This is a genomic window from Paenibacillus sp. CH40, from assembly GCF_024213605.1.
GTDB classification, from domain to species: domain Bacteria; phylum Bacillota; class Bacilli; order Paenibacillales; family Paenibacillaceae; genus Paenibacillus; species Paenibacillus polymyxa_B.
In genome coordinates, this window is the sequence record NZ_JANAVQ010000009.1 from 109,657 (window position 1) to 133,426 (window position 23,770).

Genomic DNA, 23,770 nt, shown 5'->3' on the forward strand with positions numbered 1-23,770 from the left:
ATGATCTCTTACATCTTTCTGTTTCGTCGAACCCTATGGGTGCAAAAATGCGTCGCCGTATGGATCGCATGTGCTCTCCTCACCGGTTGTTGGGACAGCAGAGAGATCGATAACTTGAGTATCATTCAAGGCGTCGCCATTGATACAGATGAGCAGGAAATGCTGGAGCTTACCTACCAGCATTTAATAGCGCAGAAATCCAGAAAAAATATGTATAGCAACGTAACAACCTTTAACAAAAATTCCATTCAATCTGCTTCAAGGGAACAGGCCAAGCTGGTATCCCGTGCTCCTTTATATAGTTTTATTCGCTTGATTTTGATTAGTGACCAAGCTATACAAAAAACAAGAATCGACCAATTGTTAGATACGTTTACTCGCTCCTATAAACCGAGTCGAAAATCACTTGTTATGATCGTTAAGGGCAGTGCGAAAGAAGCGCTCAATAAGATCGGCAAACATAAAGAGATACCTTCCATTGACCTTGAAGCATTGGCTAAAAATAGCGATTTCAACTCCAAAATACCCTATAGAATAACATTAGGGGAAATTTCTACACATATTTCACAAGGATCTGACTTCGTCATTCAATGCCTAGAAACCAATGAAGGCAACCACTTCTCAGGCGCAGCTTTGGTCAGCGGCAAAACGAAGAAATTTGCTTATTGGCTAGACGAAGAGGATATTATCGGGATCAACTGGATGCTGGGAAAAACGAAGGGTTCAATTATTAGAACTGAAGGCCCAAAATCGGAACAATCCATGGTGTTTGAAGTCGAAGATGTCCATACAAAACTTATCCCCCACCTCAACGGGCAGGATCTCTCATTCACAGTTCGTATTAAAGCAGATATCAAACTAAACGAAAGCTCGGATAATTCTGTAGACTTCCTGAAGGAATCATTCATCCAAACCGCTAAAGAAGCGGCGCAAGATGAAATCAAACAAACAGTATCCCTATCGTTAAACACGCTCCAGAAAGAAATGAGAGCAGATGTAGTCGGTTTTGGCACAAAAGTAAAAGTGAACTATCCCAATTACTGGGATCGGGTAAAGGAAAATTGGCAAGATACATTCAGTCAAATACCGATCGACGTTCAGGCTAAAGTACAGATCGAACGGACAGGTGCTTATACAAAAGGAGAGGGAGCGTAATGTCCAATATACCTTCCATGAAACAGGAAAAAATATCTACTCTGCAAGCCTTATTTACCGTCACTTCGACCGTGTATGCTGTGGGTATTGTCAGTTTACCAAGAACCATTGCGGAGCAGACAAAAACGCCCGACGTGTGGCAGGGACTTTTGCTGGCAAGTCTGCTTGGGATAGGCGTCATTTTTATCCATGTTAAATTGTGTCAACGATTTCCAGGGAAGACGTTCTATGAGTTCAATCCTGTGATCGCAGGTAAATTCATCGGCCAAATCATCAATATCGCATTTATTGTATATTGCACGATGATCTGCTCGCTTGTATGCAGAATGATGGCGGAATTCCTCAAAGGCCTTGCCTTGGAGAGAACGCCAATAAGCATGATTATTTTGCCGTTTCTTCTGCTTATTGGGTATTTGACCTGGGGCGGTCTCCATGCAATGGTTCGATTGATCGAGCTTTTTTTTCCTTTAACCCTTATTGTTTTTTTATTATTGATCGTTTTCAATATCAATCATTTTGACATCGATAATTTGCGCCCTGTTTTTCATAAAGGATGGGGCCCGATCTTCCAATCTCTTAAAGTTGTACCTTTTTCGGCAATGGGTTTTGAATCGGTGCTCATATTAACAAATGTTATGGCCAATCCACAAAAGGCGTGGAAGGCTGGCTGGATCGGCTACTCGATTGCAATGGGTTTGTATCTCTTAATGGTAACGATGGTCGTTGGCTGTATGTCAGTTGAAGAAGTTTCCCGATTGCAATGGCCGGTCGTTTCTTTTGCACAGCAAATTGAATTCCCCGGTGCATTCCTGGAACGATTTGAAATATTATTTATCATTTTGTGGACGATCAAAATCTTCATGACCGCCTCAAACTATTATTTCTATATTGTTACCGGGATCAGCCAGCTCACCCAAAAGTGGAACAGGTACATCTGTTATCTCCCGTTAATTTTATTATTTTCCCTGAGCTTGTATCCCCAAAGTTTTATTGAAATAGGCAATTTCGATAAAATAACAGGTTACTTTGGCATTATTATATGCGCGGCAGTCCCCTTGGTACTTCTTGTCATCTCCATGGTCTTCCGCCGAGTGGAGAATCTGGATGGGAAACAGTAGAGGATAGCTCCCCATTCTTGCCCGATGACTCAAGTCCCCTTACGTTATAGAGTAAGGGGACCTTTTGCTTTATCCAGCGGATATCTTCGAAATTTTCCAACTCTCCCTCCACTCAATTTATATTCGTGAACTGATATAATGGAAGAGTTGAGCTACTACCTGATCAACTATTCTCTCTTAGGAGACTAATCATATGAAACCAACCTATCTTATGGATGATATACAGTGGCAACAGCTTATTCAAAACGTGGCTGACCATTTTAATGACGTGACGATCAAACGAGGTTTCCAGTATTTTAAGCAAGGAAAGGTAAAAAAATTCGCAATGCCTGATGCCGATCATATTGCAGCTGTCGTGGATGGAAGCGAGCTATACGAGGTGGATCTCCACTTGAGTGCTTTTGCTGCCAGCAGATGTACATGCCCTGTCCACACCAACTGCAAGCATATGATCGCCGTACTACTGAATTACGCGAATGAACAGGAACGTTCTGTACATGCTTTAGTGAACGCTCATTCGGCGAAATTCACCCGATTGGCGGCAAAAGCTGACACGCGTACCACACCTCCTTCCCGGTCGAATCTTTCACCGGATCACAAGGAAGCAACAAGAAACGCTCTCAGTAAAACAGCAAGCAAAATACCAGACATGCCCATTTCAGAGTGGCATGATCTGTTCGATCAGTGTATCGCCCTTAACCGTGTGAACACACAAAATTCCCAATATGTCCAAAGCGCTTTAGCCTCGATCTATGCTGTGAAGCCACCGCTTTCACCCGGCATGCAACAGCTATACGGACTGCATGCTCATCTGCGTGTGCTGGAAAAGCTGGTGCCTCAGTCTTCCATGCCGGGCTATCCCTCTCATACCTATATGGGGTATTACACGCAAATCGCTGCCGATGAGCTTAAAGAAGCTATCGAGCGTGATTTTGAAAGCCCGCTGGAGCTGACCGATGAATCGATGCAAGAAGCCCGTATCGCAGAAACCTTAGCTTATTTGCGCCGAAAAATGCTGACAGAATCGCGTAACGGTACTTATTTTTCAGACACGTATTATCAGTTTTGGCTGAACTGGGTGCACCCCGAAAGACAGGACTCCAGCATATATACGGAGGAATTACAACATTTACAGGCGGCTGAGGAGGATCTCGGTACAACTTTAGCACGACTTCCGTGGATGTTGGCTCGTAGCTGGATGCATATTTACCAATCGCAGGATAATGAAGCCTGGGTACTTCTTCAGGAAGCGGAACGAGCTTTTCCACTAAAAATCTCTTCCAACCAATTGCTTTTGTTCTTACAGGCGTTGCGCAAAGCCGAGGATTGGGCACGTCTCAAGGACGGACTGCAGCATATCGGTCCCCTGCTTCACAGTCATCGGGATGACCATTTACAGGATTATATGCATGATTGGGATGTGGTTTTGCAGCACCTTCCAGAAGCGGAGCAGGACATGTGGGACACGCTGGTGGGTATGCTTCCATTTGCCGGAGGAATGTATGAAGAGGCGCTGCTTGCCCACGAAAAATGGCGGTCATGGATCGACTATCAGCTAAGCATACGCAGTGAACCATTGAGTTTTCGAGTGAGCGTGTTACAGCCCATTGAAAAGAACGCGCCTGAGTTACTACTCCCCTTTTACCATCAAGCGGTAGAACGTTATGTGCTTGAAAAAAACAGGGCCAGCTATAAAGCAGCAGTCAAGCTGTTAAAGCGACTGTTCAAGCTGTACAAGAAAATGAAGCAAGAATCACGCTGGGAGCTGTTCTTCACGACCTTCACCAGCCGTCATAGCCGCCTGCGGGCGCTACAGGAGGAATTGCGGAAAGGGAAATTGTTATCATGAGTCAATATACCGAAACGATTACCGTGCATATCCAATTAACTACCTATGGAGACGCGCTGATCTATGGCGATTCCTCCATGAACTATAGCATTTCCGGCCAAATTCTGAAGCAGCGTTTGTTTGCTTGGCATGAGGCGTCGTTTTATGGCACCGAGCTGGAGATTCAACATGTTCAAGATACGGATATTATCCTGCTGCCTTCGGAACAGGTGATTCCTTTTCTGGCAGAGCGCGAGCTTCTAAAGCATATCGAATGGATCTGGGACGAGGCCCATGCCCCGTGGCTTCGGCTGATCCCTTTACTTGCTCACTGTATCGAAGCGAAAGCATATGTGCCCAGCTTCACGGCATTCCAGGCAGGGAAGCTGCAATGGATGTGGGATGCGGAAGCACTGGAAAACATCCAACCGGCAGAGCTTGCTTTGCTAGGCAGCTTGGAGAAGGACGAGCAGGATGGGCTGATAGCGGCGTTCTCGGCTGCCGTATTTCAGCGCTGGTACGGCACCGAAGCGGAAGCCGCCGATTTGCGAAGAGAATATCCGATTCTCTTCGCCCCCAACCGCCCGGCCGCGGCGGGTCTAGACGCGCGGGCCTGGCTCATCGCCATCGGCTGGAAAGCCGATACCGCGCCATTTCGGCCGCTTCTGCAACTGCTGGAGCCAGAGCTGGAGGACGACGAGCCGTCCTGGCAGCTCAAGCTTGTGTTGCAGGACAAGCAAGACCCGGCGTTGCTGGTGTCTGTACAGCTCGCCGATGATGGGTACGCATCCGGCTTATGGCCCGATGCCTGGACAGCACATGTCCGTGAGCGCTCAGCCGGGTGGCTAGAACGCTTGACCTCGATTTTGCCTGCCGGGCAGCGTGCCGGAAGCCGCGATGACGTGCTGAATCGCCCGCTCTCCGACGAAGCGGCGTGGCAATTTCTGACGACCGACAGCCAGCGTCTGCTGGAAAGCGGTTGGCAGGTGCTGCTCCCGGCTTGGTGGGAGGCAGCTACCCGTAAGAAGCCGAAGCTGCGGGCCAAGGTACGCCCGGGCGAAGGGGCGGGAGAGCGCACGAAGGGCAGCTCGCTGTTCGGACTGGACTCGATTGTCCAGTTCGATTGGCGTGTTGCCATTGGCGATGCCGATCTGAGCGAGTCGGAATTCGCCGAGCTGGTCGCTCGCAACGAGCGCTTGGTGCGCTTCCGCGGGCAATGGATCGCGCTCGACCCCGCGCTGCTGGCGCAGATCCGCCGGGCCATGGCCGGGATCGACAGTGCTCAGGGATTGTCCTTTCAGGACATCCTACAGCTACACCTGCTCGGCAACGCCGACGAGCCTGAAGGCGACGCCTCGGGCGAGCAGCCGGAAGATGCGGCACGCTTCCGACTGGAAGTCGAGCTGAATGCCCATCTGCTGAAGCTGATCAGCCAGCTCGGACGACAGTCGGAATGGCCTGCATTGGACGTGCCGGATGGGCTGCAAGCCGAGCTGCGAACGTATCAGCGGGACGGGTATGCATGGCTTGCCTTTTTACGGCGTTTTGGACTGGGTGCCTGTCTGGCCGATGACATGGGGCTCGGTAAAACAGTGCAGTTTATTACTTATTTACTGCACCTACAGGATATTGCCGCCGAGACGGGCATCCGCTCCAGTTCGCTGCTGATTTGCCCAACTTCGGTGCTGGGCAACTGGCAAAAGGAACTCAGCCGCTTCGCCCCTTCGCTGAAGGTGATGCTGCACTATGGAAGCAAGCGGGAGCAGGGAGACTTGTTCCGCGAAGAAGTCGAGCAGGCCGATGTCATCCTGACCTCCTTCGCTACGGCAACCCTGGATCAAGAGCTGCTGCAAAGCATGACTTGGGATTCAGTCTGCCTGGATGAAGCGCAAAACATTAAAAATGCGCAAACCAAGCAATCCACAGCCGTGCGCAGCTTTCCTGCACGTCATCGGATCGCTTTGACCGGGACACCTATTGAAAATCGCTTGTCCGAGCTATGGTCCATTTATGATTTTATCAATCCAGGTTATCTGGGCAGTTCACGCGCCTTTAGCAATCGCTTCATTAATGCTATTGAGAAGGAACATAACGAGCAGCGCACGTTAGATTTGCAAAAGCTGGTTCAGCCTTTCATGCTGCGACGCAAGAAGAAGGACCCAGCTATACAGCTTGATTTGCCTGACAAGAATGAGATGAAAACGTACATTCATCTGACCTCTGAGCAGGGCGCGCTCTATGACCAGATTGTCAAAGAGTTGATGGAACGGATGCAGAAGCTGGAAGGGATTGAACGGAAAGGAGCCATTTTATCCGCCCTTACCCAGTTGAAGCAGCTTTGTGACCATCCTGCCCTCTTAACCAAGGAGGCACTCCCGAATGCTGCGGATTCCGGTTATAGTCAGTCCGATCTTGAAGCGGTCATTAGCCGTTCATCCAAGCTGGAGCGCATTCTGGCTATGGTCAAGGAACTGCGGGAGGAGGGCGAGCGCTGCCTTATTTTCACACAGTATATTGGTATGGGACAGATGCTTCAGCGGGTACTCGCTCAGGAGCTGCAAGAGCCTGTGCTCTATCTGAACGGTAGCACATCCAAAACTGCGCGTGACCGAATGATTGATCAATTCCAATCTCACACGCTCCCCTCTGCCGAGCAGCCGTCCGTGTTTATTTTGTCTCTCAAAGCCGGGGGGGTAGGCCTGAATCTAACGGCTGCCAACCATGTCTTTCACTTTGATCGCTGGTGGAATCCAGCTGTTGAAAATCAGGCCACAGACCGAGCCTACCGGATGGGACAAACGAAGGATGTACAGGTCCACAAATTTATCTCGTTGGGCACGCTGGAGGAACGCATTGATGAAATGCTGGAAAGCAAGCAGCAGCTTAGCGACCAAATCATAACCAGTACCGAGGGCTGGATTACTGAGCTGTCTACAGACGCGTTAAAAGACCTCTTTACGCTACGACGCGATTGGGCATGATAAGGACCCAAATCGAACGATAATGTACATGGAGTGTCATTTTGAGTTCGGTATATACCTATTTATAAGAAGTCGTAGTTTATAACACAATCCAAAACTCCTTTGTGTGCATTTACTATCTCATCACAACAAAGGAGTTGATTTGAAGTGGCCATTCGTCCTCCGCAAACATTGAAATCTACGGGCAGAAAGGTTCCTGTTACGAGATATCGCAATGTGAGCCCTACACAAACTCTGCGCCGTTTTACAGTCATTTGGGCTAACAATGATGGTGTGCCTTTTAACACGTCTGGATTTTTCGCAACACTGCGCCGTTTAGATGGAACCTTTGTGCAAGCTGCAGGCTTCGACCGCTTTGGTACTGCCCGATTCAGCAGAGTCCGCACACCTACGAACCAGCCTTATATTCTGCGTACTTTTAGAGATGATGGAGTATTATTCCGCGTTAGATCCGTACCTGCTGGCGTATCCTCGTTTGTCGTTATTGGTTAAGTTCGTACCGAACGCAGCCTAGACGTAGTTAACAAAAAAAGCAGCCAGCAACAGAGCTTATCTGTACTGGCTGCTTTTTTATATGGCCTACCTATTCGGAATCTTCTTCCACTATTGCATTTTTCGTAACGGACGTATTGTACACCGTTTTGAGCCAGTTTTCACTCGACCAGTTCAGCTTACCTGCACCCGCTCCATCCTTGGCCTGCAATTGAGCAACCAGATTGGCAGGGTCTTCGGTTGTATAGCTGTATGGCAACGTTGTGAACCCATTCCAAGAGAAGTCCTTGGTCTTGGCAGGATAAGGGGCTAACGGGCTATTCGCATCGTCACTGCCTCCTCTGAATACGGTACCGTTGTTCGAAAAGATAACGTCCTCGGCTTTGATTTTACCTGTGTAATCCGCTTTGTTAGGATCTTTTTGATTATTACGCACTGGAGAAAATACATCAATTAAATACGATTTTTCTAGCAACACCGCGCCGTTTTCTGTTGAAATTGCACCATTACCCACGACATCAAAATGGTATCCTTTTGCAGCAATTGCTTTAGCCATATCAGAAGTAATTCTTTTTTTGGCTCTGGCCAATCCGGCATCGTCCATAACGATGTTATATGCATGAGCATTACCACCACGCAGACGAGGCATGCGATCCTGGATATCCAGATAGTAATTATGATGCAGCGTCACCTCCAGGTCTGCATTGTCGGAAGCCATTTCCGTAGCACCGATTAGATGAGCCTTCTTTTGTCCTGCTGCAATATCAATGATATCTTCTTTACTCATGCCTACTGCACTGCTTCTCAGATACGCGTACATAGGATAGGAAGACTTGTCTGCTTCCATCGCGTTGACTTGTTGGGTTACCCAGCTGTTGGAGCTGCGGTCATCTCCTTTGAACAAAGACCAGGAAATCGTAACTCCGTTACTACCTTTTTTCACATCTACCAAACCATCATAGGCTTTGTTAAATGTACAGTGGTCGATCCATACCTTGGAACTTGTACCTTCGATGGTAACATAATCCCAGTCATTCTTATCATAGTTCCCTTTGGTTGCTTCATCCCACTCCCAAAGCTCATCAAATTCGAGGTTACGGAAAATCAAATTAGAGCTTCTTTTGATGACAAAGCCAGCATGTTTGATTTTCGCACCATTGGCAGAGAAAATCGTAACCCCATTCATATTTTCGATATAGACTTTGCTCACACCTGTCTTTTTCAGAACAGGATGCGTCTGTACAGGGTTGTTGGCACTAAAAGGCATTACTTTGGCAGCACTAGGAATTTCATTCCAACCGAGATCAAGATCGTTCATAATCTCAATCACTTTGACTTTGCTGCCTTTCTTCAGTGCTTCGTTGAGATCTACAGCATTGTATACCTTTTTGTAGTTGGCATCGGTATCCGCAATATTGCCACCACCGGTGTTACCATACGAAAATCCCGTCAAATTATAGTTATTTTTGGAGGTTACATCAGGGTCCACCCCAGGAGTCGGTTGTGCTGTATCTGGTGTCGGATTCACAGGCGGTGTTCCTGGATCTACCTCAGAAGAAGCACCGGATACCATCACATTATCGAATTGGGCAGCTGCTTTGGAGGTTACCAAGCCAATGGCTCCAGCAGTGAGGCTGGTGTCTGTTGCGGACAGCTCCAGTTGATCATTGACATACATTTTGATTTCTGAACCGGATAGTTCCAGCTTAACTCTGTACCATGTATTCGTATCCAGTTTGTATTTTTTATGGGTAGCCAATGTCTTCATAGAACCTTTGACTTTTTTTCGAATCTCAAGAGCTCCGTCTTTTTTGTTGTACAACGAAGCTGCATAGAAGTTGTTGGAATCTGTGTATCTACCTGCAACGTAGACTCGATTGGAGCCATTAAAATCATTTACATATACATCTGCTTGCACGCTATAGTTCGTCCATGAGGCATTACCTTTGACGGAATGGCTTTCGCTTCGACTAGATTGTTGGTATGTAGATCCATTCCCATCCTTGACCACAGACCAGTTCCCCGATCCTGCGGTCCAGCCTTGAGCTTCCCCTTGTTCAAAATCATCACTTATCTGTAAATTCCCATCCGCATGTGCATGACCCAGCAACGGTAATGATAAAGACAGTACCAACGTACTGCTTAACATTACACTTGCACATTTTTTTAACAAACTCGACTTCATATAACAGTCTCCTTCTCGATTAGATTCATGAATACTAAAGCAAAGGTTGCACCGTTTATCGGACATGACATGCCCAACGGTATATAACGTACTGATGAAGGGAATAATATTCCAACACCAATGAGGGCCCTAAGCGCTATACTCCAATAATTATAGACACTTAAATAAATATTAAAATATGTCTAATTACTTATCTTTTGTCTTAATTTCTCTATTAATTTTGCATCCTGTTTCGTGAACACGCTAAATGCTATTTCATAAAATCACAAAAAACGATATTTTTTTATTTTTGAATAAGACATACGGTTGTCATATTGGGAATGGTACATATAAAGGGTGAGTATCATCCATATCATTTAAAGGAGCGATGAGATGTCCAGTTACGAATACGCCTCCAAATCAGAGTTAAAGGAAGCCATTCATACTTCCTACTTACGATTTGACGGTGAGTTCCAGGAGATCGACGAGAGCCAAAAGGATATTCGTATCCCTGAAGTAGATAAAACACCCGCAGAAATGATTGCCTACCAGCTCGGATGGCTTCATCTTGTCATGACATGGGACAGGGACGAACGGGAAGGAAAAACCGTGATCATGCCCACCCCCAATTATAAGTGGAATAGACTAGGTGAACTATATCAATCATTTTACAAGACCTACTCCCACCAATCTTTACGTGAATTACGCGATATGTTCAAGTTGGCTGAGCAAAAGTGGCTGGATTGGATCGACACACTTAGTCATGAAGAGCTCTTCACTCAAGGCGTTCACAACTGGACAGGGACTAATCCGAACTGGCCCATGGTAAGATGGATTCATATCAACTCGGTGGCACCGTTTAAAACATTCAGAGCCAAGATACGGAAATGGAAGAAATACAAAGTCCAACAGTGATGAAAAAAAGTGTGCATTGTGCTACAATACTTGAGTTGTATCGGGATACATTTAGGGAAGGGTAAGTGAAACGCCATGCTTATTATTGGTATTGCCGGCGGTACAGGTTCCGGTAAATCGACGGTAGCACGCGCCGTCGTTGAGCGTCTGGGATCTAATAAAGTGACTTTCATATCTCAGGATAACTATTATAAAGACCATTCACATCTGAGCTATGATGAACGTGCTTTGGTCAATTATGATCATCCGTTTGCCTTTGACAACGAATTGCTTATTGAGCATCTCCACTGTCTGAAAAAAGGACAAGCGACACAAGCGCCAGTGTATGACTTTACAGTTCATGCCCGCTCCACGGACGAGACGGTAGAGCTTCTGCCAAATCATATCGTTATGTTGGAAGGTCTGCACGTACTGTCAGACGAAAAACTCCGCAGCCTGCTTGACATCAAAGTATTTGTGGATACTGACCCTGATGTGCGCATTCTCCGTCGGGTTCTTCGCGATATTGAGGAACGCGGCCGCACCATCCATTCGATCCACGATCACTATTTGACTACCGTTAAGCCGATGCATGAGGCATTTATTGAGCCTTCCAAGAAATACGCTGACCTGATCCTTCCTGAGGGAGGACACAATGAGGTTGGTATTCAACTGCTGTCTATTTTGACTGAGAAATATTTAGCAGGAGATCGGACATGGGGTACTGTTTAAATTGAGAGATCGAGTACCCTTGTCGAGGACGCGCGTATTTGAGCAGGGAAGTCATCATGCCCTGCTTGTGCGAGCCTCTCGTTGGTTCAATGATATATTATATCGTTGTAACTTGCAGAAAGGTGCGATGCAATCCATATTTAATATCGTTCAAGATAATATTCGCCACTTCCTTCGGGGCAGTGTTTGGTGAATATTCATACCACCATTTGACTGTTGTCATTGCGGACGATGCAAACAAGCGAGCTAATAATTCTTGCTTTTCTAAAAGTCCCTTGTTCGTAGACTCTTTTTCAATGCTATTTCCGCAAAAGCATTCCCTCGCTCTCTTTTCAAACAAGCGCACCATATCTTCATAGACATATAGCTCCAGGTTCTCATTCCATAATAAAAGATACCAATCTTTATGATTATACATAAATTGAAGCTGTTTTTGTAAAGCATTCAAGGCTTCATCCATTTTGTTATTTTCCAGATTAAGAGAGGTTAAGTTAATGTTTTCTGAAAGTTCTTCCAATGTTGATTTCACTAACAGCTCTCTCAATCGGTATTTATCCTCATAATACTTGTAAAAGGTGGAGCGATTAATCCTTGCCGCAGTTATGATATCTTTTACAGAAACAGATGAAAAGGGCTTCTGACGAATACAGAAAGAGAACCCATATTTTATATTTTCGAGTGTTTTAATCACACGCAAATCAGTTGTTTTTAGCTCATTCAATATTGCTCACACTCCAATTCATTAATTTGGCTCTGATTTAAGCAACAAAAGCTAAAGTATTGTTGTTTAAACAACATTCGGCATAAAACTTAGTGATATTTTTCACTCTTTTTCTTTCATATAATATTTAGTATAAGACACTGGCTCTAGCACATCAAAACGGCTTCGAGTGTCTATGTATATAATGATGAAAAGAGGAATCTTTGATGTCTAACAATTCTTTATGTAAAGTTTTGGGAATTGAAAAGCCAATTATTCAAGGACCTATGGCTTGGGTTTCAACAGCTCCATTAGTTGCCGCGGTTTCTGAAAGCGGAGGTCTTGGTGTACTGGGAGTAGGTTTTGCCCCCTTAGATTTTATAAGAGACCAGATTATTGCTACAAGAAATATGACTAGTAAACCATTTGCGATCAATGTAATTATGAATCATACCTTATTAGATCATGTAACAAAGGTTGCCTCAGAGGAAAAGCCTCCTGTAATTTATGCAGATACCTTAGTAGGTCTTGATTTGGAATTATCTCAAAAATACTTTTCTATATGGAATGAATTAGGAATAAAAATAATCGTAAAAGCCAGTACCATTCAAGATGCAATTACTGCCGAGAAAGCCGGTGCGGATGCAGTTATTGTAAAAGGCTGGGAAGGCGGCGGGCATACTACTTATGAAGCAACAACGGTTCTTGTTCCGCAAGCAGCGAACTGCTTAACTGTACCCGTGGTAGCCTCTGGCGGTATTGCAGATGGAAGAGGAATGGCAGCAGCTATCGCCCTCGGTGCTGACGGCATTGAAATGGGAAGCATTTTTATGTGCGCAGAGGAAACAACAGTACATCCAAATGTAAAACACGCTATGTTAAAAGCTGGTGATATGGAGACTGTAATCACAGGATATTCTACAGATGAGCCATGCAGACAATTGAAGAACAAGCTTTCAGTGGAAATGACTGAGATTGAAAACAATTATAGCAAAAAAGAGGCGGCAGTAAAACTAAAAGAAGTTGCCGAAAGTTCTTTGAAAAAGGCAATGCTGGAAGGCGATGTTGAAGAAAAGGGCGCTGTTATGGTGGGACAAATCGTACCCTTAATAACTGAGATTAAGAGCGTAAAAGACATCATAAGTAGTGTATTAACAGGATATCATGAGACAATAGCGAAGATAAATAAATTTGAAGTTTGATTGAAAAATGAAGGAAGCGGAAAGGCATGTATGCTTTTCCGTTTCCTTCATTTTTCATGTCAGGATTTTGCAAAATCCCCATGTATATAGCGCCTTCTCCATGTAATACTCATCGGGGCTTCAACCGATATGTTATATGAAAGGATGAGTTTGAGATATCCTTGGAATCCCCGTGTGGTTTATGTTAGCATGTAAAGATTAAATGCTTTAGATTTAAGTTAAGTTGGAAGCGTTGTCAAATATGTGCCTCAGATGATATGACGTCCACGTGATGGAGGTCTTTTTTGAATTAGGATTTTTGCAAAATCCTCGAATAGGTATAATTACGGAGAGTGCTGCCATGAATGAGCTATGCAACATTTTGATTGTGGATGATGAGATATTGGTACGGCAAGGGATTAAACACCACTTGTCGTGGGAACAGTATGGATTTCGAATTGTAGGTGAAGCTTCTAACGGTAAAGAAGCATTGGAGCTAATTGAAACCTTGCGCCCTCATATAGTCATTACAGATATCGTAATGCCGATCATGGATGGCGAGGAGCTGACGCGCATAGTCAGACAGAACTATCCAGATATCGAAGTCATTGTACTTAGCAGTTACGGCGAGTTTAATTACGTGCGATCCACCTTTCAGCAAGGGGTTGCTGACTATATTTTAAAGCCCAAGCTAGACACGGATGAGCTGCTCCAGGTGCTCCAGAGAACCGCTCGCAAAATTCCATCCATTCAATATCAAGCAGATGCCGGGAATAGTCAAATTACGATAGATCATGTGATCGAAAAGCTGATCTCCGGGTATAGCATGGACTATGACGCCGAGCTGCTCAAGCAAGCATTTCCTTATGCCCGTTTTGCGCTCATAGGTATAGAACAGCTGGAACAGCAGGATAAAGGGCGCTCCATCTCTGCCTCGGACCTATTTTCCAAGCTTACGGATCGAGTATCCTCTGCCTGTGAGTACATCGTACTGCGACAACTGCCATCTGATCTCTATGCGGCTATGTTTTTAGCCAATCTTGATCCACGGGAAGTAGACGCCTGGATGGCTGCGGTTAGGGAAGTTGCTCAGGAGACAAAGCGGGTGGATCCACAGACAGGCTGGGCAGTTAGCCATTTATTTGATGACTTCAATCAGATTAGTGACGTCTATCAGAATGAACTGCCAAAACTGCTGAGTTACCGCTTTTATTTTCCAGGAACAGCGCTGCTAATAGAAGACGAACTCCCTCCGCCTGTACAGGTGAACAGCTCGTTCAACTTAAAACAATTTACAGAAGAGATGAAGCGTGAGCATTTTGATACAGCTTTTCAGGATTTGAGATCCTATGTAGCTGCCATGTCCGGTAACTATACCTCTACCGCTTTTGAATTCAAATCGCTTCTCGGAAATATCGTGTTCAACATTACGATTTTGCTCGGGAATCAGGGGTATGATATGAAGGAGCTGGATGCGGCGAAATATTCCTATTTCAAAACAATTAATGATGCCCCTCATGTACATGAAGCCGTGCGCCTTCTGGAGACTTTTTTGGAGGAAGCGAACAGACAGATCATGGCTAAAACACAGCAAGGAAGTAGTGCAAGCATGAAAAAACTGCTGGAGTATATTGAGGAGCATCATGCTGAAACGCTCAATTTGACGACACTTGGGCAATATTTTCACTTTAACCCTTCCTACTTGTCCAGTTATTTTACGGCACACCATACAGAAGGTTTTAGCGAGTATCTCAACAAAATTAGGGTTGAAAAAGCCGCGGAGTTACTACGGTCGGGGACGATGTCCATTTCGGATATTAGCAGCACGGTAGGCTATTCGGACCCCAGCTATTTTACCAAAGTGTTCAAAAAAGTGAAGGGTTACTCGCCCAGTCAGTACCGCCGGGAGCATCTCTATTAGAGAGTAAGCCACATCTGCCAGTAGAAAAGAGATTGCATATGAAAAGATATATCCATAAGATCAAATATCAAGGTCTGTTCTTCAAAATCTTTATTGTTATGGTGGTCAGCATCACTGCGGTGTCCTTGCTGACCTCTTTGGTGACGATTCGGATGTCTGAACGACTTTTTGCTGAGACATTCAGTATTACAAATGCCAAGGTACTCAGCCAGATTCAATCCAGCTTTGAATCCTTCAATGATTCTATCGTGAATGCCGTAACCCATGCTTCGGAAAATGGAACGGTCAAGAACTATCTGACTGGCGGTCAATCTGACTCGATTAACTCGGCGAGGATTTACTTCGGAATGGCACAGCAAATGAAGCAAATTAAATCGAACGTCGATGCCTATGATGTCGGTGTCGCTGTAACAGGTCTGAATGGCCGGAGCTTTTACTCCGACTCGTCCTATTGGCCTGTAACTGCGGAAGAGCTTAAGAGCAGTGCTATTACAGCCCGAAGTGTAGCACGACCGGCACAGCTTATGTATCAATTGGATACTGAATTGTTGCAGCAACAAATGAATAGTACCCCGCAAAAGCCAACACCCTATATCATCGCCTCCAAACCATTTATGGAGCGGACCAGCGGCACCCTGTACGGCATGATCTACATCGCTATCCGAGAGCCTGAATTTCGCCGTTTCTATAACAATTTCACGAGCAACGGCAATGATGTGCTTATTTTGGACAAGTCGGGACTGATTGTATCGAGCAACCGCCAGGATCTGATCGGACAACGCTCCAGTGAGCTGCTAGGCTATGCCACAAAAATCAACGAACAGGGACTTAACTACATTAATGCGGATGTGATGAGTAAGGAGAGTATCCTCCTTTCCAACTATATCCCTTCATTTGATTTTTATCTGGTGAACATGATTGACAGACAAGCCGCCATTGGGCAAATTATTGACGTTAAATCCGTTGTATGGATCTGCATTGCCATCGTACTGATTGCTTTGGTGATCGTTTTTCTGATATCCCGTCGACTGATTCGTTCGCTGACTCGACTGGTGAAGCAAATGTCGACCATACGCGAGAAAAATTTCGATAATTATATCCCGGTAACGGGCAGCTATGAGGTTAGACAATTAAGTCATGCTTACAACTACATGCTGGATGAACTAAATGACTATATCCGTAAGCTTTTAGAGACGCAAAAGGGTCAACGGAACGCAGAGCTTGCTGCACTACAACGGCAGATCAATCCGCATTTTCTGTACAATACACTGGCTTCGATCAAAATGCTGGTGCTCAAAGGAAACAAGGAGACAGCCGCCGAGACGATCAATGCGCTCATTTCCTTACTGCAAAATACAATCAGCAATGTGAGTGAAACGATCACCATCGAGCAGGAAATGGCCAACATGCAAAATTATGTGTTCATTAACCATGTACGCTACGGGCAGCGGGTACAAGTGAATTATTTTGTATCACCCGATTGTCTGGAGCACCATGTGCCCAAGCTCATCATTCAGCCTTTTATCGAAAACTCTTTTTTCCATGCGTTTAATGAAAAAAATGTAGGCCACATCTATATATTGGTGTCCAAAACGGAGGATACATTGATCTGTGAGGTGGTCGATGATGGAGACGGTATGGAATTGGACGGGCATACGGCGCAGGACGGACTGCCGAATCCCAAGAGCAAGCGCCAACTGTTCACAGGCATCGGCATCCAGAATGTACACAACCGCATTACCCTTTTATATGGAGAAGAATACGGCGTGACCATCTCCAGTAAAAAAGGCGAGGGCACCAAAGTCAGAATGACCCTGCCATTGATCGTAAAACCCGCCCCTCCTACCCCATAAAAAATATAGGCTGAACTAAACAAAGAAGGTGGAACAAGAACGGAGTGGGCGGAATGGTGCTGTACAAGCGTAGCGGTCGCCTTTGTATCCGGATTTCAACCTTATATAATTTGAATAAAGAAATCTGGATACAACAGCGATGGGAAGCACCATCCGGCCGCGCAGTGGCGCTTCGTGAACAACTTTAGTTCAACCTAAAAAAAGTACCTAAACCAAAACAAAATACAAATGTAAGCGGTACCTTTTTTGATAAATCATAATAATAAGACCAATCCGTATAAAGATATTCCTAACACCAACAAAGTATGGATGGTACACTAGATTTATAAATAAGGTAACCGCTTTCATTTGAGAGGTTTAGAACTAGCAAGCAACATATAAAAAAAGAGTAGGGGTTGAACAAAATGAAAAAAATGACTTTCCTTCTGCTGATTGCAAGCTTGATCTTGCTATCCGCGTGCTCCAGCAATTCCGAGAAAGCAGCTACTACCACAGATTCAGGCAAAAAAGAAATCACCGTCTGGGCTTGGGACCCGAACTTTAATATCGCAGCCCTGAAGCTGGCAAAAGATCGCTACGTTGCCAAACATCCAGATGTAACCGTAAACATTGTTGAATATGCCCAAAACGATATCGTACAAAAAATGAATGCCGGTCTTAACTCTGGTTCTACCAAAGGACTGCCGAACGTGGTTCTGATCGAGGATTATCGGGCACAGAACTTCCTGCAAGCCTATCCCGATTCTTTCCATGATATGAGCAGCACGATCAAAGCATCCGACTTCGCTGATTATAAAATCGGACCGACTAGCTACAACGGCAAGCAATACGGTGTTCCATTCGACTCCGGTGTTATGGGACTGTATGTAAGAACGGATTATTTGGAACAAGCCGGCTACAAAGTAGCAGACCTGACCAATATTGATTGGGACAAATTTATTGAAATTGGTAAAGCCGTAAAACAAAAAACAGGCAAAGAAATGCTGACTCAAGATCCGAATGACCTCGGTCTGATCCGTGGTATGATCCAAACCGCAGGTTCATGGTACCTGAAAGAAGACGGTAAAACACCAAACCTGGCTGGTAATCCAGCGCTGAAAGAAGCGCTCTTGACGTACAAATCCTTGTTCGACGCCAACATTGTTAAAATGAATGCCGACTGGAGTCAGTTCCTGGCCGCATTCAACAGCGGTGCAGTTGCTTCCGTACCTACAGGTAACTGGATTACACCTTCGATCAAAGCAGAAGCTTCGCAATCGGGTAAATGGGCCGTTGTTCCTTTCCCTAAGCTGAAAAATATACCTGAATCCGTGAATGCTTCCAGCCTCGGCGGCAGCTCCTGGTATGTCCTTAACTCGGACGGTCAAGATACCGCTGCTGATTTCCTAAAAGAGACATTCGGAACAGATCCAGAGCTGTATCAAGATATGCTGAGCAAAATTGGAATTGTTGGTTCATTGAACGCAGCTTCCAGTGGTAAAGCTTATGACGTGGAAGATCCGTACTTCGGTGGGGACAAAGTATACAAGAAATTTGCAGAATGGACTAAACAAGTTCCAAAAGTCAATTATGGCCTGCACACGTATGCCATTGAGGATATCATGACCGTTGAAATTCAAAACTATCTGAACGGAAAAGATGTAGACGCAGTTCTGAAAGATGCTCAAGGACAGGCGGAAGCACAGCTTAAATAAGACATTCCATCTAGCCAAGGCTAAACAATAAAACGATAAGCACTTAAAACCTTGGGCTTGCGAGTTCAAGGTTTTATTGCTGCACAGGGAGTTGACATGGTATGAAGACAGCCGCGCCCAAAATAACTACAACACGTCTCAAAGCAGGTATGACAGGATGGTTGTTCATATCCATCGCAGTGATCATGATCGCCGCTTTTTATTTCTATCCGATGATTCAGGCGCTTATCTTGTCCTTTAAGACAGGTACAGGGTCTAATCTGAGCTTTAACGGCATTGATAACTACAAGCGACTGTTCACCGATAAAATGTTTATAACCGCCGTAAAGAATACGTTTATCTATTTAATTTTCCAAGTACCTTTGATGGTCATCCTGGCTCTGTTCATTTCGGTATTGTTGAATGATAAAAACCTGAAATTCAAGGGCTTTTTCCGCACAGCCATCTTCTTGCCGTGTATCACATCCCTTGTAGCATATTCGGTTGTCTTCAAGTACCTGTTCTCGTCCGACGGTCTGGTAAACTCCTTATTGCTGAATCTGCACGTGATTGGCACGCCCATCCAATGGATTACAGATCCTTTCTGGGCCAAGGTTACGATTATTATCGCGATCACATGGCGCTGGACTGGTTATAATATGATCTTTTACCTGTCCGGTCTTCAGAACATTGACAATTCCATCTACGAAGCGGCCCGTATTGACGGAGCTTCTCCGATCCGACAGTTTTTCAGCATTACGGTTCCACTGCTTAAGCCGATTATCCTGTTCACTTCGATTACATCAACGATTGGTACACTTCAACTCTTCGATGAAATTATGAATATTACCAAGGGTGGGCCAGGGAACGCAACATCTTCAATTTCGCAATATATTTACAATTTGTCCTTCAAATATTCATCCGACTTTGGTTATGCGGCGACCGTATCTTATTCCATCGTCATTATGATCATTATCTTGTCGATTATCCAGTTCAAAGTGGCAGGTGAGAAAAAATGATGAAAACAAAAAGAGCATTTACGTACGCCTTTCTGATCATTGTGTCGTTCGTTTCGATTTTCCCGTTCCTCTGGATGCTATCCAGTTCCACGAACCTGTCGGTCGATGTGACCAAAGGCAAGCTTCTGCCTGGCTCCCATTTGATGGATAACATGCACAATCTGCTCGAAAAAGTAGACATCGTTACCGCACTAAGTAACTCTGCAAAAGTCTCTATCTCAACTACGCTGCTGGCTATGCTAATCGCATCACTGGCCGGTTATGGCTTTGAAATTTACAGAAGTAAAGCGAAAGACGTTGTCTTCAATATCCTGCTGATGTCTATGATGATTCCGTTTGCGGCGATCATGATCCCGCTCTATCGGATGTTCGGCAGCATTTCTAATGTCATACCATGGATCGGTATTGATACACTCTCTTCTGTCGTCATTCCGACCGTAACTACGGCATTTCTGATCTTCTTTTTCCGTCAAAGCACCAAGATGTTTCCAAAGGATCTACTGGAAGCAGGTCGTATGGATGGATTATCCGAGCTGGGTCTGTTCTTCCGGGTGTATATGCCTACGATGAAAACAACCTATGCCGCTGCCGCGATCATCACATTCATGTCCAGCTGGAACAACTACCTCTGGCCTCTGATTGTGCTGCAAACGCCGGAGAATCAAACGATTCCGCTGTTGATCTCGAACCTCGGCTCCAGCTATGCACCGGATTACGGTGTCATCATGATCGCCATTGTCCTGTCCACACTGCCGACTGCACTGGTATTCTTCCTGATGCAGAAACACTTTGTAGCGGGCATGGTGGGTTCGGTAAAATAACAGATTTCTGTGTACGTTCTTCATTTCATTTTAAAAATAAGGAGTGTTCGCCTTGACCATGCATACCCCTAGTCTGGACTGGCTGACCGACGTAACCAAATTTGCTGTACATCGGCTGCCCGCCTATTCCGATCACAAATATTACGCTACGCTTCAGGAAGCGGAGCAGCAAGCTGATATGGCTTGGCGTCATAGCCTGAATGGGAGCTGGAAGTTTAACTATGCAACGAATCCAGCCAGCCGTCCGGTAAAATTCTATACCCCAGGCTTTGAGTACGGCGGCTGGAGCGATATTCAGGTGCCGGGTCACATTCAGACGCAAGGCTTTGGCCAAATGCAGTACGTGAATACGATGTATCCGTGGGACGGACATTCGGACGTTCGCCCACCCCATATTCCGGAGGATCACAACCCAGTCGGGAGCTATATCAAAAGCTTTGTTTTGCCGGAAAATATGGCTTCCGACGCGCAGCCTGTGTTCATTTCTTTCCAAGGCGTTGAGTCGGCTTTCTATGTATGGTTGAACGGACAATTTGTCGGTTACAGCGAGGACAGCTTTACACCGTCTGATTTTGAACTGACACCGTTCCTGCAAGCAGGCGAAAACAAGCTGGCAGTAGAGGTATATCAAAGAAGTACGGGAGCGTGGCTAGAGGATCAAGACTTTTGGCGTTTTTCCGGTATTTTCAGAGACGTATATCTCTATACCATCCCTACGGTTCACGTACGTGACCTGCATGCCAAGGCGGATCTGGATGCTTCCTACACACAGGGTCTTCTGGAACTGAAATTGACCTTGGAAAAGCCGGCAACGGCCTATGCAACTGTCGATGTGAAAGATGCTGCCGGCCATGTTGTAGCTTCTTTAAAAGCTGACTTTACGGATGGCACAGCTTCGCTGTCAGCAACCTTGGAGCAAGTGCAGCGTTGGAGTGCCGAGAAACCCTATTTATACACGTTGTTCATTCAAATTTATGATGCCAGTGGATCGCTCGTGGAAGTCATTCCACAAAAAATTGGCTTCCGTAAATTTGAGCTGATCAACAAGGTCATGCATTTGAACGGCAAACGCATCGTCTTTAAAGGTGTGAACCGCCATGAATTTAACGCTCGCACCGGACGTGCGATTTCCCGTGAAGATATGCTGTGGGATATCCGGACGCTCAAGCAGAACAATATGAACGCTGTTCGCACCTCTCATTATCCAAATCAGACTCTGTGGTATGAGCTATGCGATGAGTACGGAGTCTATGTAATTGATGAAATGAACTTGGAAACACACGGTTCCTGGCAAAAACTCGGCGCCGTCGAGCCATCGTGGAATATTCCCGCCAATCTGCCTGAATGGCAGGATATCGTCATGGATCGCGCCATTTCCATGCTGGAACGGGACAAAAACCATGCATCCATTCTAATCTGGTCCTGCGGCAATGAGTCGTATGCAGGTGAAGTGCTGCGCAATGTCGCCAACTATTTCCGAGCCACCGACCCGAGCCGTTTGGTGCACTACGAAGGCGTGTTTCACAACCGTACGTACGATGATACCAGCGATATGGAGAGCCGGATGTACGCCAAACCCGCAGATATCGAGCAATATCTGAACGACAATCCGCAAAAGCCGTATATCAGTTGCGAATACATGCATGCGATGGGCAATTCCGTAGGCGGCATGCACAAGTATACAGAGCTGGAGAACAAATACGAGCTGTATCAGGGCGGTTTTATTTGGGATTATATTGATCAGGCTGTTATGAAAAAAGATCGCTACGGACGCGAGTACCTCGCGATCGGCGGCGACTTTGACGACCGTGCTACAGACTATGGCTTCTGTACGGACGGAATTGTCTATGCAGACCGGAAGGTTTCGCCGAAGATGCAGGAGGTCAAATTCCTGTATCAAAATCTGAAGCTCACCCCGGATCGCAGCGGTGTAACCCTGCGCAATGAAAACCTGTTCGAGGGAACAGGCGACTATGAGTTAGTATATAGCCTGCTGCATGAAGGCCAAGAAATCGCACATAATGCCATTCATGTAGATGTAGCGGCTCAGACCGAAGCCTATATTCCACTAACGTTCCCTAATACGGATGGAAAGCCTGGTGAGTACGTTATTCACACCGCTCTGGTTTTGAAGGAAGCGACGCTTTGGGCTGAGGCTGGACACGAAGTGGCCTTCGGACAACATATTTTCATCGTGGAAGATCCAAATCCACTGAAGATCCCTACGGTCGGTGCCTTACGAGTGGTGTATGGCGATGTTAACATTGGTGTTCACGGTGCAGATTTCAGTATGATGTTCTCCAAAGGAGCAGGCAGCCTGACTTCACTTCGCTACGCCGGACGTGAGATGATCGCCATGCCTCCTGCCCCGCTGTTCTGGCGAGCGACCACAGACAATGATCGGGGAACCGCACTAGGCTTTGAAGCCGGTGGCTGGTTCGCTGCAAGTCTGACACGTAAATGTGTGGGCATCGAGGTCACGGAAGAGCAGACAGACCGTGTAACCGTTACATTCCGCTACACGCTGAGCATTCATGCAGACGTACAGGTAACGGTAGTCTACACCGTCTTCGCCGACGGTAGCCTGAACGTAAAATCCACCTATGAAGGTGTATCAGGACTGCCTAACCTACCGATCTTTGCCCTTTCGTTCAAGGTTCCGGCAGACTATCGCCATCTGGACTGGTATGCGATGGGACCGGAGGAGAATTACATTGACCGGGCCTATGGCGCTAGACTTGGCGTATTCCGTAACGAAGCTGCGGATAACGTGTCCGGGTATGTTGTACCACAGGAATCCGGCAATCGTACAGGCGTGCGCCGTGTCGATATTACTGATGATTCCCAGCGGGGCATTCGCATTACCGCACCTGCCACCGCACCGGTGGAATGCAACATTTCGCCGTATACAGCATTTGAGCTGGAAAGTGCATACCATCTGTATGAGCTGCCGAACGTGTATTACACCGTTGTCACCGTAGCTGGCAAGCAAATGGGTGTAGGCGGCGATGACAGCTGGGGAGCTCCAGTACATGAAGAATACCAAATTGCAGCCGATCAAAAGCTGGAATTCGAATTTACCGTGCAACGAGTATAAATAAGCACGCTCACTGTATAGACAAGTAGATATAACAAAAGCCCTTCCGCTGCTTCCCTCATGGAAAGCCGGAAGGGCTTTAGCATTTTATCATTCCAATCATACTGTCAGCAGAAAATAATGTCCTAGGTTGTCGTTGTT

The 23,770-nt window shown here is 45.9% G+C and carries 16 protein-coding genes; 14 read left to right on the forward strand and 2 right to left on the reverse strand.

Annotation, left to right across the window (positions count from 1 at the left end; genetic code table 11):
• The 5 genes from NLX73_RS21455 to NLX73_RS21475 all read left to right on the forward strand — a co-directional run bounded on the left by NLX73_RS21455 (window position 1) and on the right by NLX73_RS21475 (window position 7,574).
• Complete coding sequence (locus NLX73_RS21455) at window positions 1-1,155, forward strand: Ger(x)C family spore germination protein (protein WP_254327280.1); 1,155 nt, start codon at window positions 1-3, stop codon at window positions 1,153-1,155.
• Window positions 1,155-2,273: a GerAB/ArcD/ProY family transporter gene (locus NLX73_RS21460; protein WP_254327281.1), complete on the forward strand. Its 1,119-nt coding sequence runs from the start codon at window positions 1,155-1,157 to the stop codon at window positions 2,271-2,273. Before NLX73_RS21455 ends, NLX73_RS21460 begins: the two co-directional genes overlap by 1 nt.
• 193 nt (window positions 2,274-2,466) lie before the next feature.
• The gene (locus NLX73_RS21465) at window positions 2,467-4,122 is read left to right on the forward strand and encodes an SWIM zinc finger family protein (protein WP_254327282.1); all 1,656 of its coding nucleotides are present in this window, start codon (window positions 2,467-2,469) and stop codon (window positions 4,120-4,122) included.
• Window positions 4,119-7,082, forward strand: a complete 2,964-nt coding sequence (locus NLX73_RS21470) for a DEAD/DEAH box helicase (protein ID WP_254327283.1) — start codon at window positions 4,119-4,121, stop codon at window positions 7,080-7,082. The genes NLX73_RS21465 and NLX73_RS21470 overlap by 4 nt, the downstream gene beginning before the upstream one ends.
• 147 nt (window positions 7,083-7,229) lie before the next feature.
• A complete protein-coding gene (locus NLX73_RS21475; RefSeq protein ID WP_069290836.1) occupies window positions 7,230-7,574 on the forward strand; it encodes a hypothetical protein in 345 nt (114 codons plus the stop codon).
• A gap of 91 nt (window positions 7,575-7,665) precedes the next feature.
• On the opposite strand, the gene NLX73_RS21480 is transcribed toward NLX73_RS21475, so the two are convergent.
• The gene (locus NLX73_RS21480) at window positions 7,666-9,759 is read right to left on the reverse strand and encodes a pectate lyase family protein (protein WP_254327284.1); all 2,094 of its coding nucleotides are present in this window, start codon (window positions 9,757-9,759) and stop codon (window positions 7,666-7,668) included.
• 372 nt (window positions 9,760-10,131) lie between these two features.
• Here NLX73_RS21480 and NLX73_RS21485 point away from each other — a divergent pair, with 372 nt between their 5' ends.
• On the forward strand, window positions 10,132-10,653 hold the full coding sequence (locus tag NLX73_RS21485) for a ClbS/DfsB family four-helix bundle protein (protein WP_254327285.1): 522 nt from the start codon (window positions 10,132-10,134) through the stop codon (window positions 10,651-10,653).
• Between the two features lie 75 nt (window positions 10,654-10,728).
• Window positions 10,729-11,364 (forward strand): uridine kinase, encoded by a 636-nt coding sequence (gene udk / locus NLX73_RS21490; protein WP_254327286.1) that lies wholly within the window; start codon window positions 10,729-10,731, stop codon window positions 11,362-11,364.
• Window positions 11,365-11,461: 97 nt separating this feature from the next.
• On the opposite strand, the gene NLX73_RS21495 is transcribed toward udk, so the two are convergent.
• Window positions 11,462-12,085, reverse strand: coding sequence for a TetR/AcrR family transcriptional regulator (locus tag NLX73_RS21495; RefSeq protein WP_254327287.1), 624 nt, complete (start codon window positions 12,083-12,085; stop codon window positions 11,462-11,464).
• A 206-nt stretch (window positions 12,086-12,291) separates the two neighbouring features.
• On the opposite strand from NLX73_RS21495, the gene NLX73_RS21500 reads away from it, so the two are divergent.
• The 7 genes from NLX73_RS21500 (at window position 12,292) to lacZ (ending at window position 23,629) form a co-directional block, all read left to right on the forward strand.
• The gene (locus NLX73_RS21500; protein ID WP_254327288.1) at window positions 12,292-13,266 is read left to right on the forward strand and encodes a nitronate monooxygenase; all 975 of its coding nucleotides are present in this window, start codon (window positions 12,292-12,294) and stop codon (window positions 13,264-13,266) included.
• A gap of 340 nt (window positions 13,267-13,606) precedes the next feature.
• Window positions 13,607-15,166, forward strand: a complete 1,560-nt coding sequence (locus NLX73_RS21505; protein WP_254327289.1) for a response regulator transcription factor — start codon at window positions 13,607-13,609, stop codon at window positions 15,164-15,166.
• A 38-nt stretch (window positions 15,167-15,204) separates the two neighbouring features.
• The gene (locus NLX73_RS21510; RefSeq protein WP_254327290.1) at window positions 15,205-17,019 is read left to right on the forward strand and encodes a cache domain-containing sensor histidine kinase; all 1,815 of its coding nucleotides are present in this window, start codon (window positions 15,205-15,207) and stop codon (window positions 17,017-17,019) included.
• Between the two features lie 404 nt (window positions 17,020-17,423).
• A complete protein-coding gene (locus NLX73_RS21515; protein WP_039274127.1) occupies window positions 17,424-18,713 on the forward strand; it encodes an ABC transporter substrate-binding protein in 1,290 nt (429 codons plus the stop codon).
• A 101-nt stretch (window positions 18,714-18,814) separates the two neighbouring features.
• Complete coding sequence (locus NLX73_RS21520) at window positions 18,815-19,711, forward strand: carbohydrate ABC transporter permease (RefSeq protein WP_069081021.1); 897 nt, start codon at window positions 18,815-18,817, stop codon at window positions 19,709-19,711.
• Window positions 19,708-20,532, forward strand: a complete 825-nt coding sequence (locus tag NLX73_RS21525) for a carbohydrate ABC transporter permease (protein ID WP_025722097.1) — start codon at window positions 19,708-19,710, stop codon at window positions 20,530-20,532. Before NLX73_RS21520 ends, NLX73_RS21525 begins: the two co-directional genes overlap by 4 nt.
• 52 nt (window positions 20,533-20,584) lie before the next feature.
• Window positions 20,585-23,629, forward strand: coding sequence for a beta-galactosidase, LacZ type (lacZ, locus tag NLX73_RS21530; protein ID WP_254327291.1), 3,045 nt, complete (start codon window positions 20,585-20,587; stop codon window positions 23,627-23,629).
• Window positions 23,630-23,770 lie beyond the last annotated feature (141 nt).

Excerpts from the sequence above, each read along its gene's own strand:
- NLX73_RS21455 (WP_254327280.1), top strand. The coding sequence starts at position 1 with ATGATCTCTTACATCTTTCTGTTTCGTCGAACCCTATGGGTGCAAAAA.
- NLX73_RS21460 (WP_254327281.1), top strand. The coding sequence starts at position 1,155 with ATGTCCAATATACCTTCCATGAAACAGGAAAAAATATCTACTCTGCAA.
- NLX73_RS21465 (WP_254327282.1), top strand. The coding sequence starts at position 2,467 with ATGAAACCAACCTATCTTATGGATGATATACAGTGGCAACAGCTTATT.
- NLX73_RS21470 (WP_254327283.1), top strand. The coding sequence starts at position 4,119 with ATGAGTCAATATACCGAAACGATTACCGTGCATATCCAATTAACTACC.
- NLX73_RS21480 (WP_254327284.1), bottom strand. The coding sequence starts at position 9,759 with ATGAAGTCGAGTTTGTTAAAAAAATGTGCAAGTGTAATGTTAAGCAGT.
- NLX73_RS21485 (WP_254327285.1), top strand. The coding sequence starts at position 10,132 with ATGTCCAGTTACGAATACGCCTCCAAATCAGAGTTAAAGGAAGCCATT.
- udk (WP_254327286.1), top strand. The coding sequence starts at position 10,729 with ATGCTTATTATTGGTATTGCCGGCGGTACAGGTTCCGGTAAATCGACG.
- NLX73_RS21500 (WP_254327288.1), top strand. The coding sequence starts at position 12,292 with ATGTCTAACAATTCTTTATGTAAAGTTTTGGGAATTGAAAAGCCAATT.
- NLX73_RS21505 (WP_254327289.1), top strand. The coding sequence starts at position 13,607 with ATGAATGAGCTATGCAACATTTTGATTGTGGATGATGAGATATTGGTA.
- NLX73_RS21510 (WP_254327290.1), top strand. The coding sequence starts at position 15,205 with ATGAAAAGATATATCCATAAGATCAAATATCAAGGTCTGTTCTTCAAA.
- NLX73_RS21515 (WP_039274127.1), top strand. The coding sequence starts at position 17,424 with ATGAAAAAAATGACTTTCCTTCTGCTGATTGCAAGCTTGATCTTGCTA.
- NLX73_RS21520 (WP_069081021.1), top strand. The coding sequence starts at position 18,815 with ATGAAGACAGCCGCGCCCAAAATAACTACAACACGTCTCAAAGCAGGT.
- NLX73_RS21525 (WP_025722097.1), top strand. The coding sequence starts at position 19,708 with ATGATGAAAACAAAAAGAGCATTTACGTACGCCTTTCTGATCATTGTG.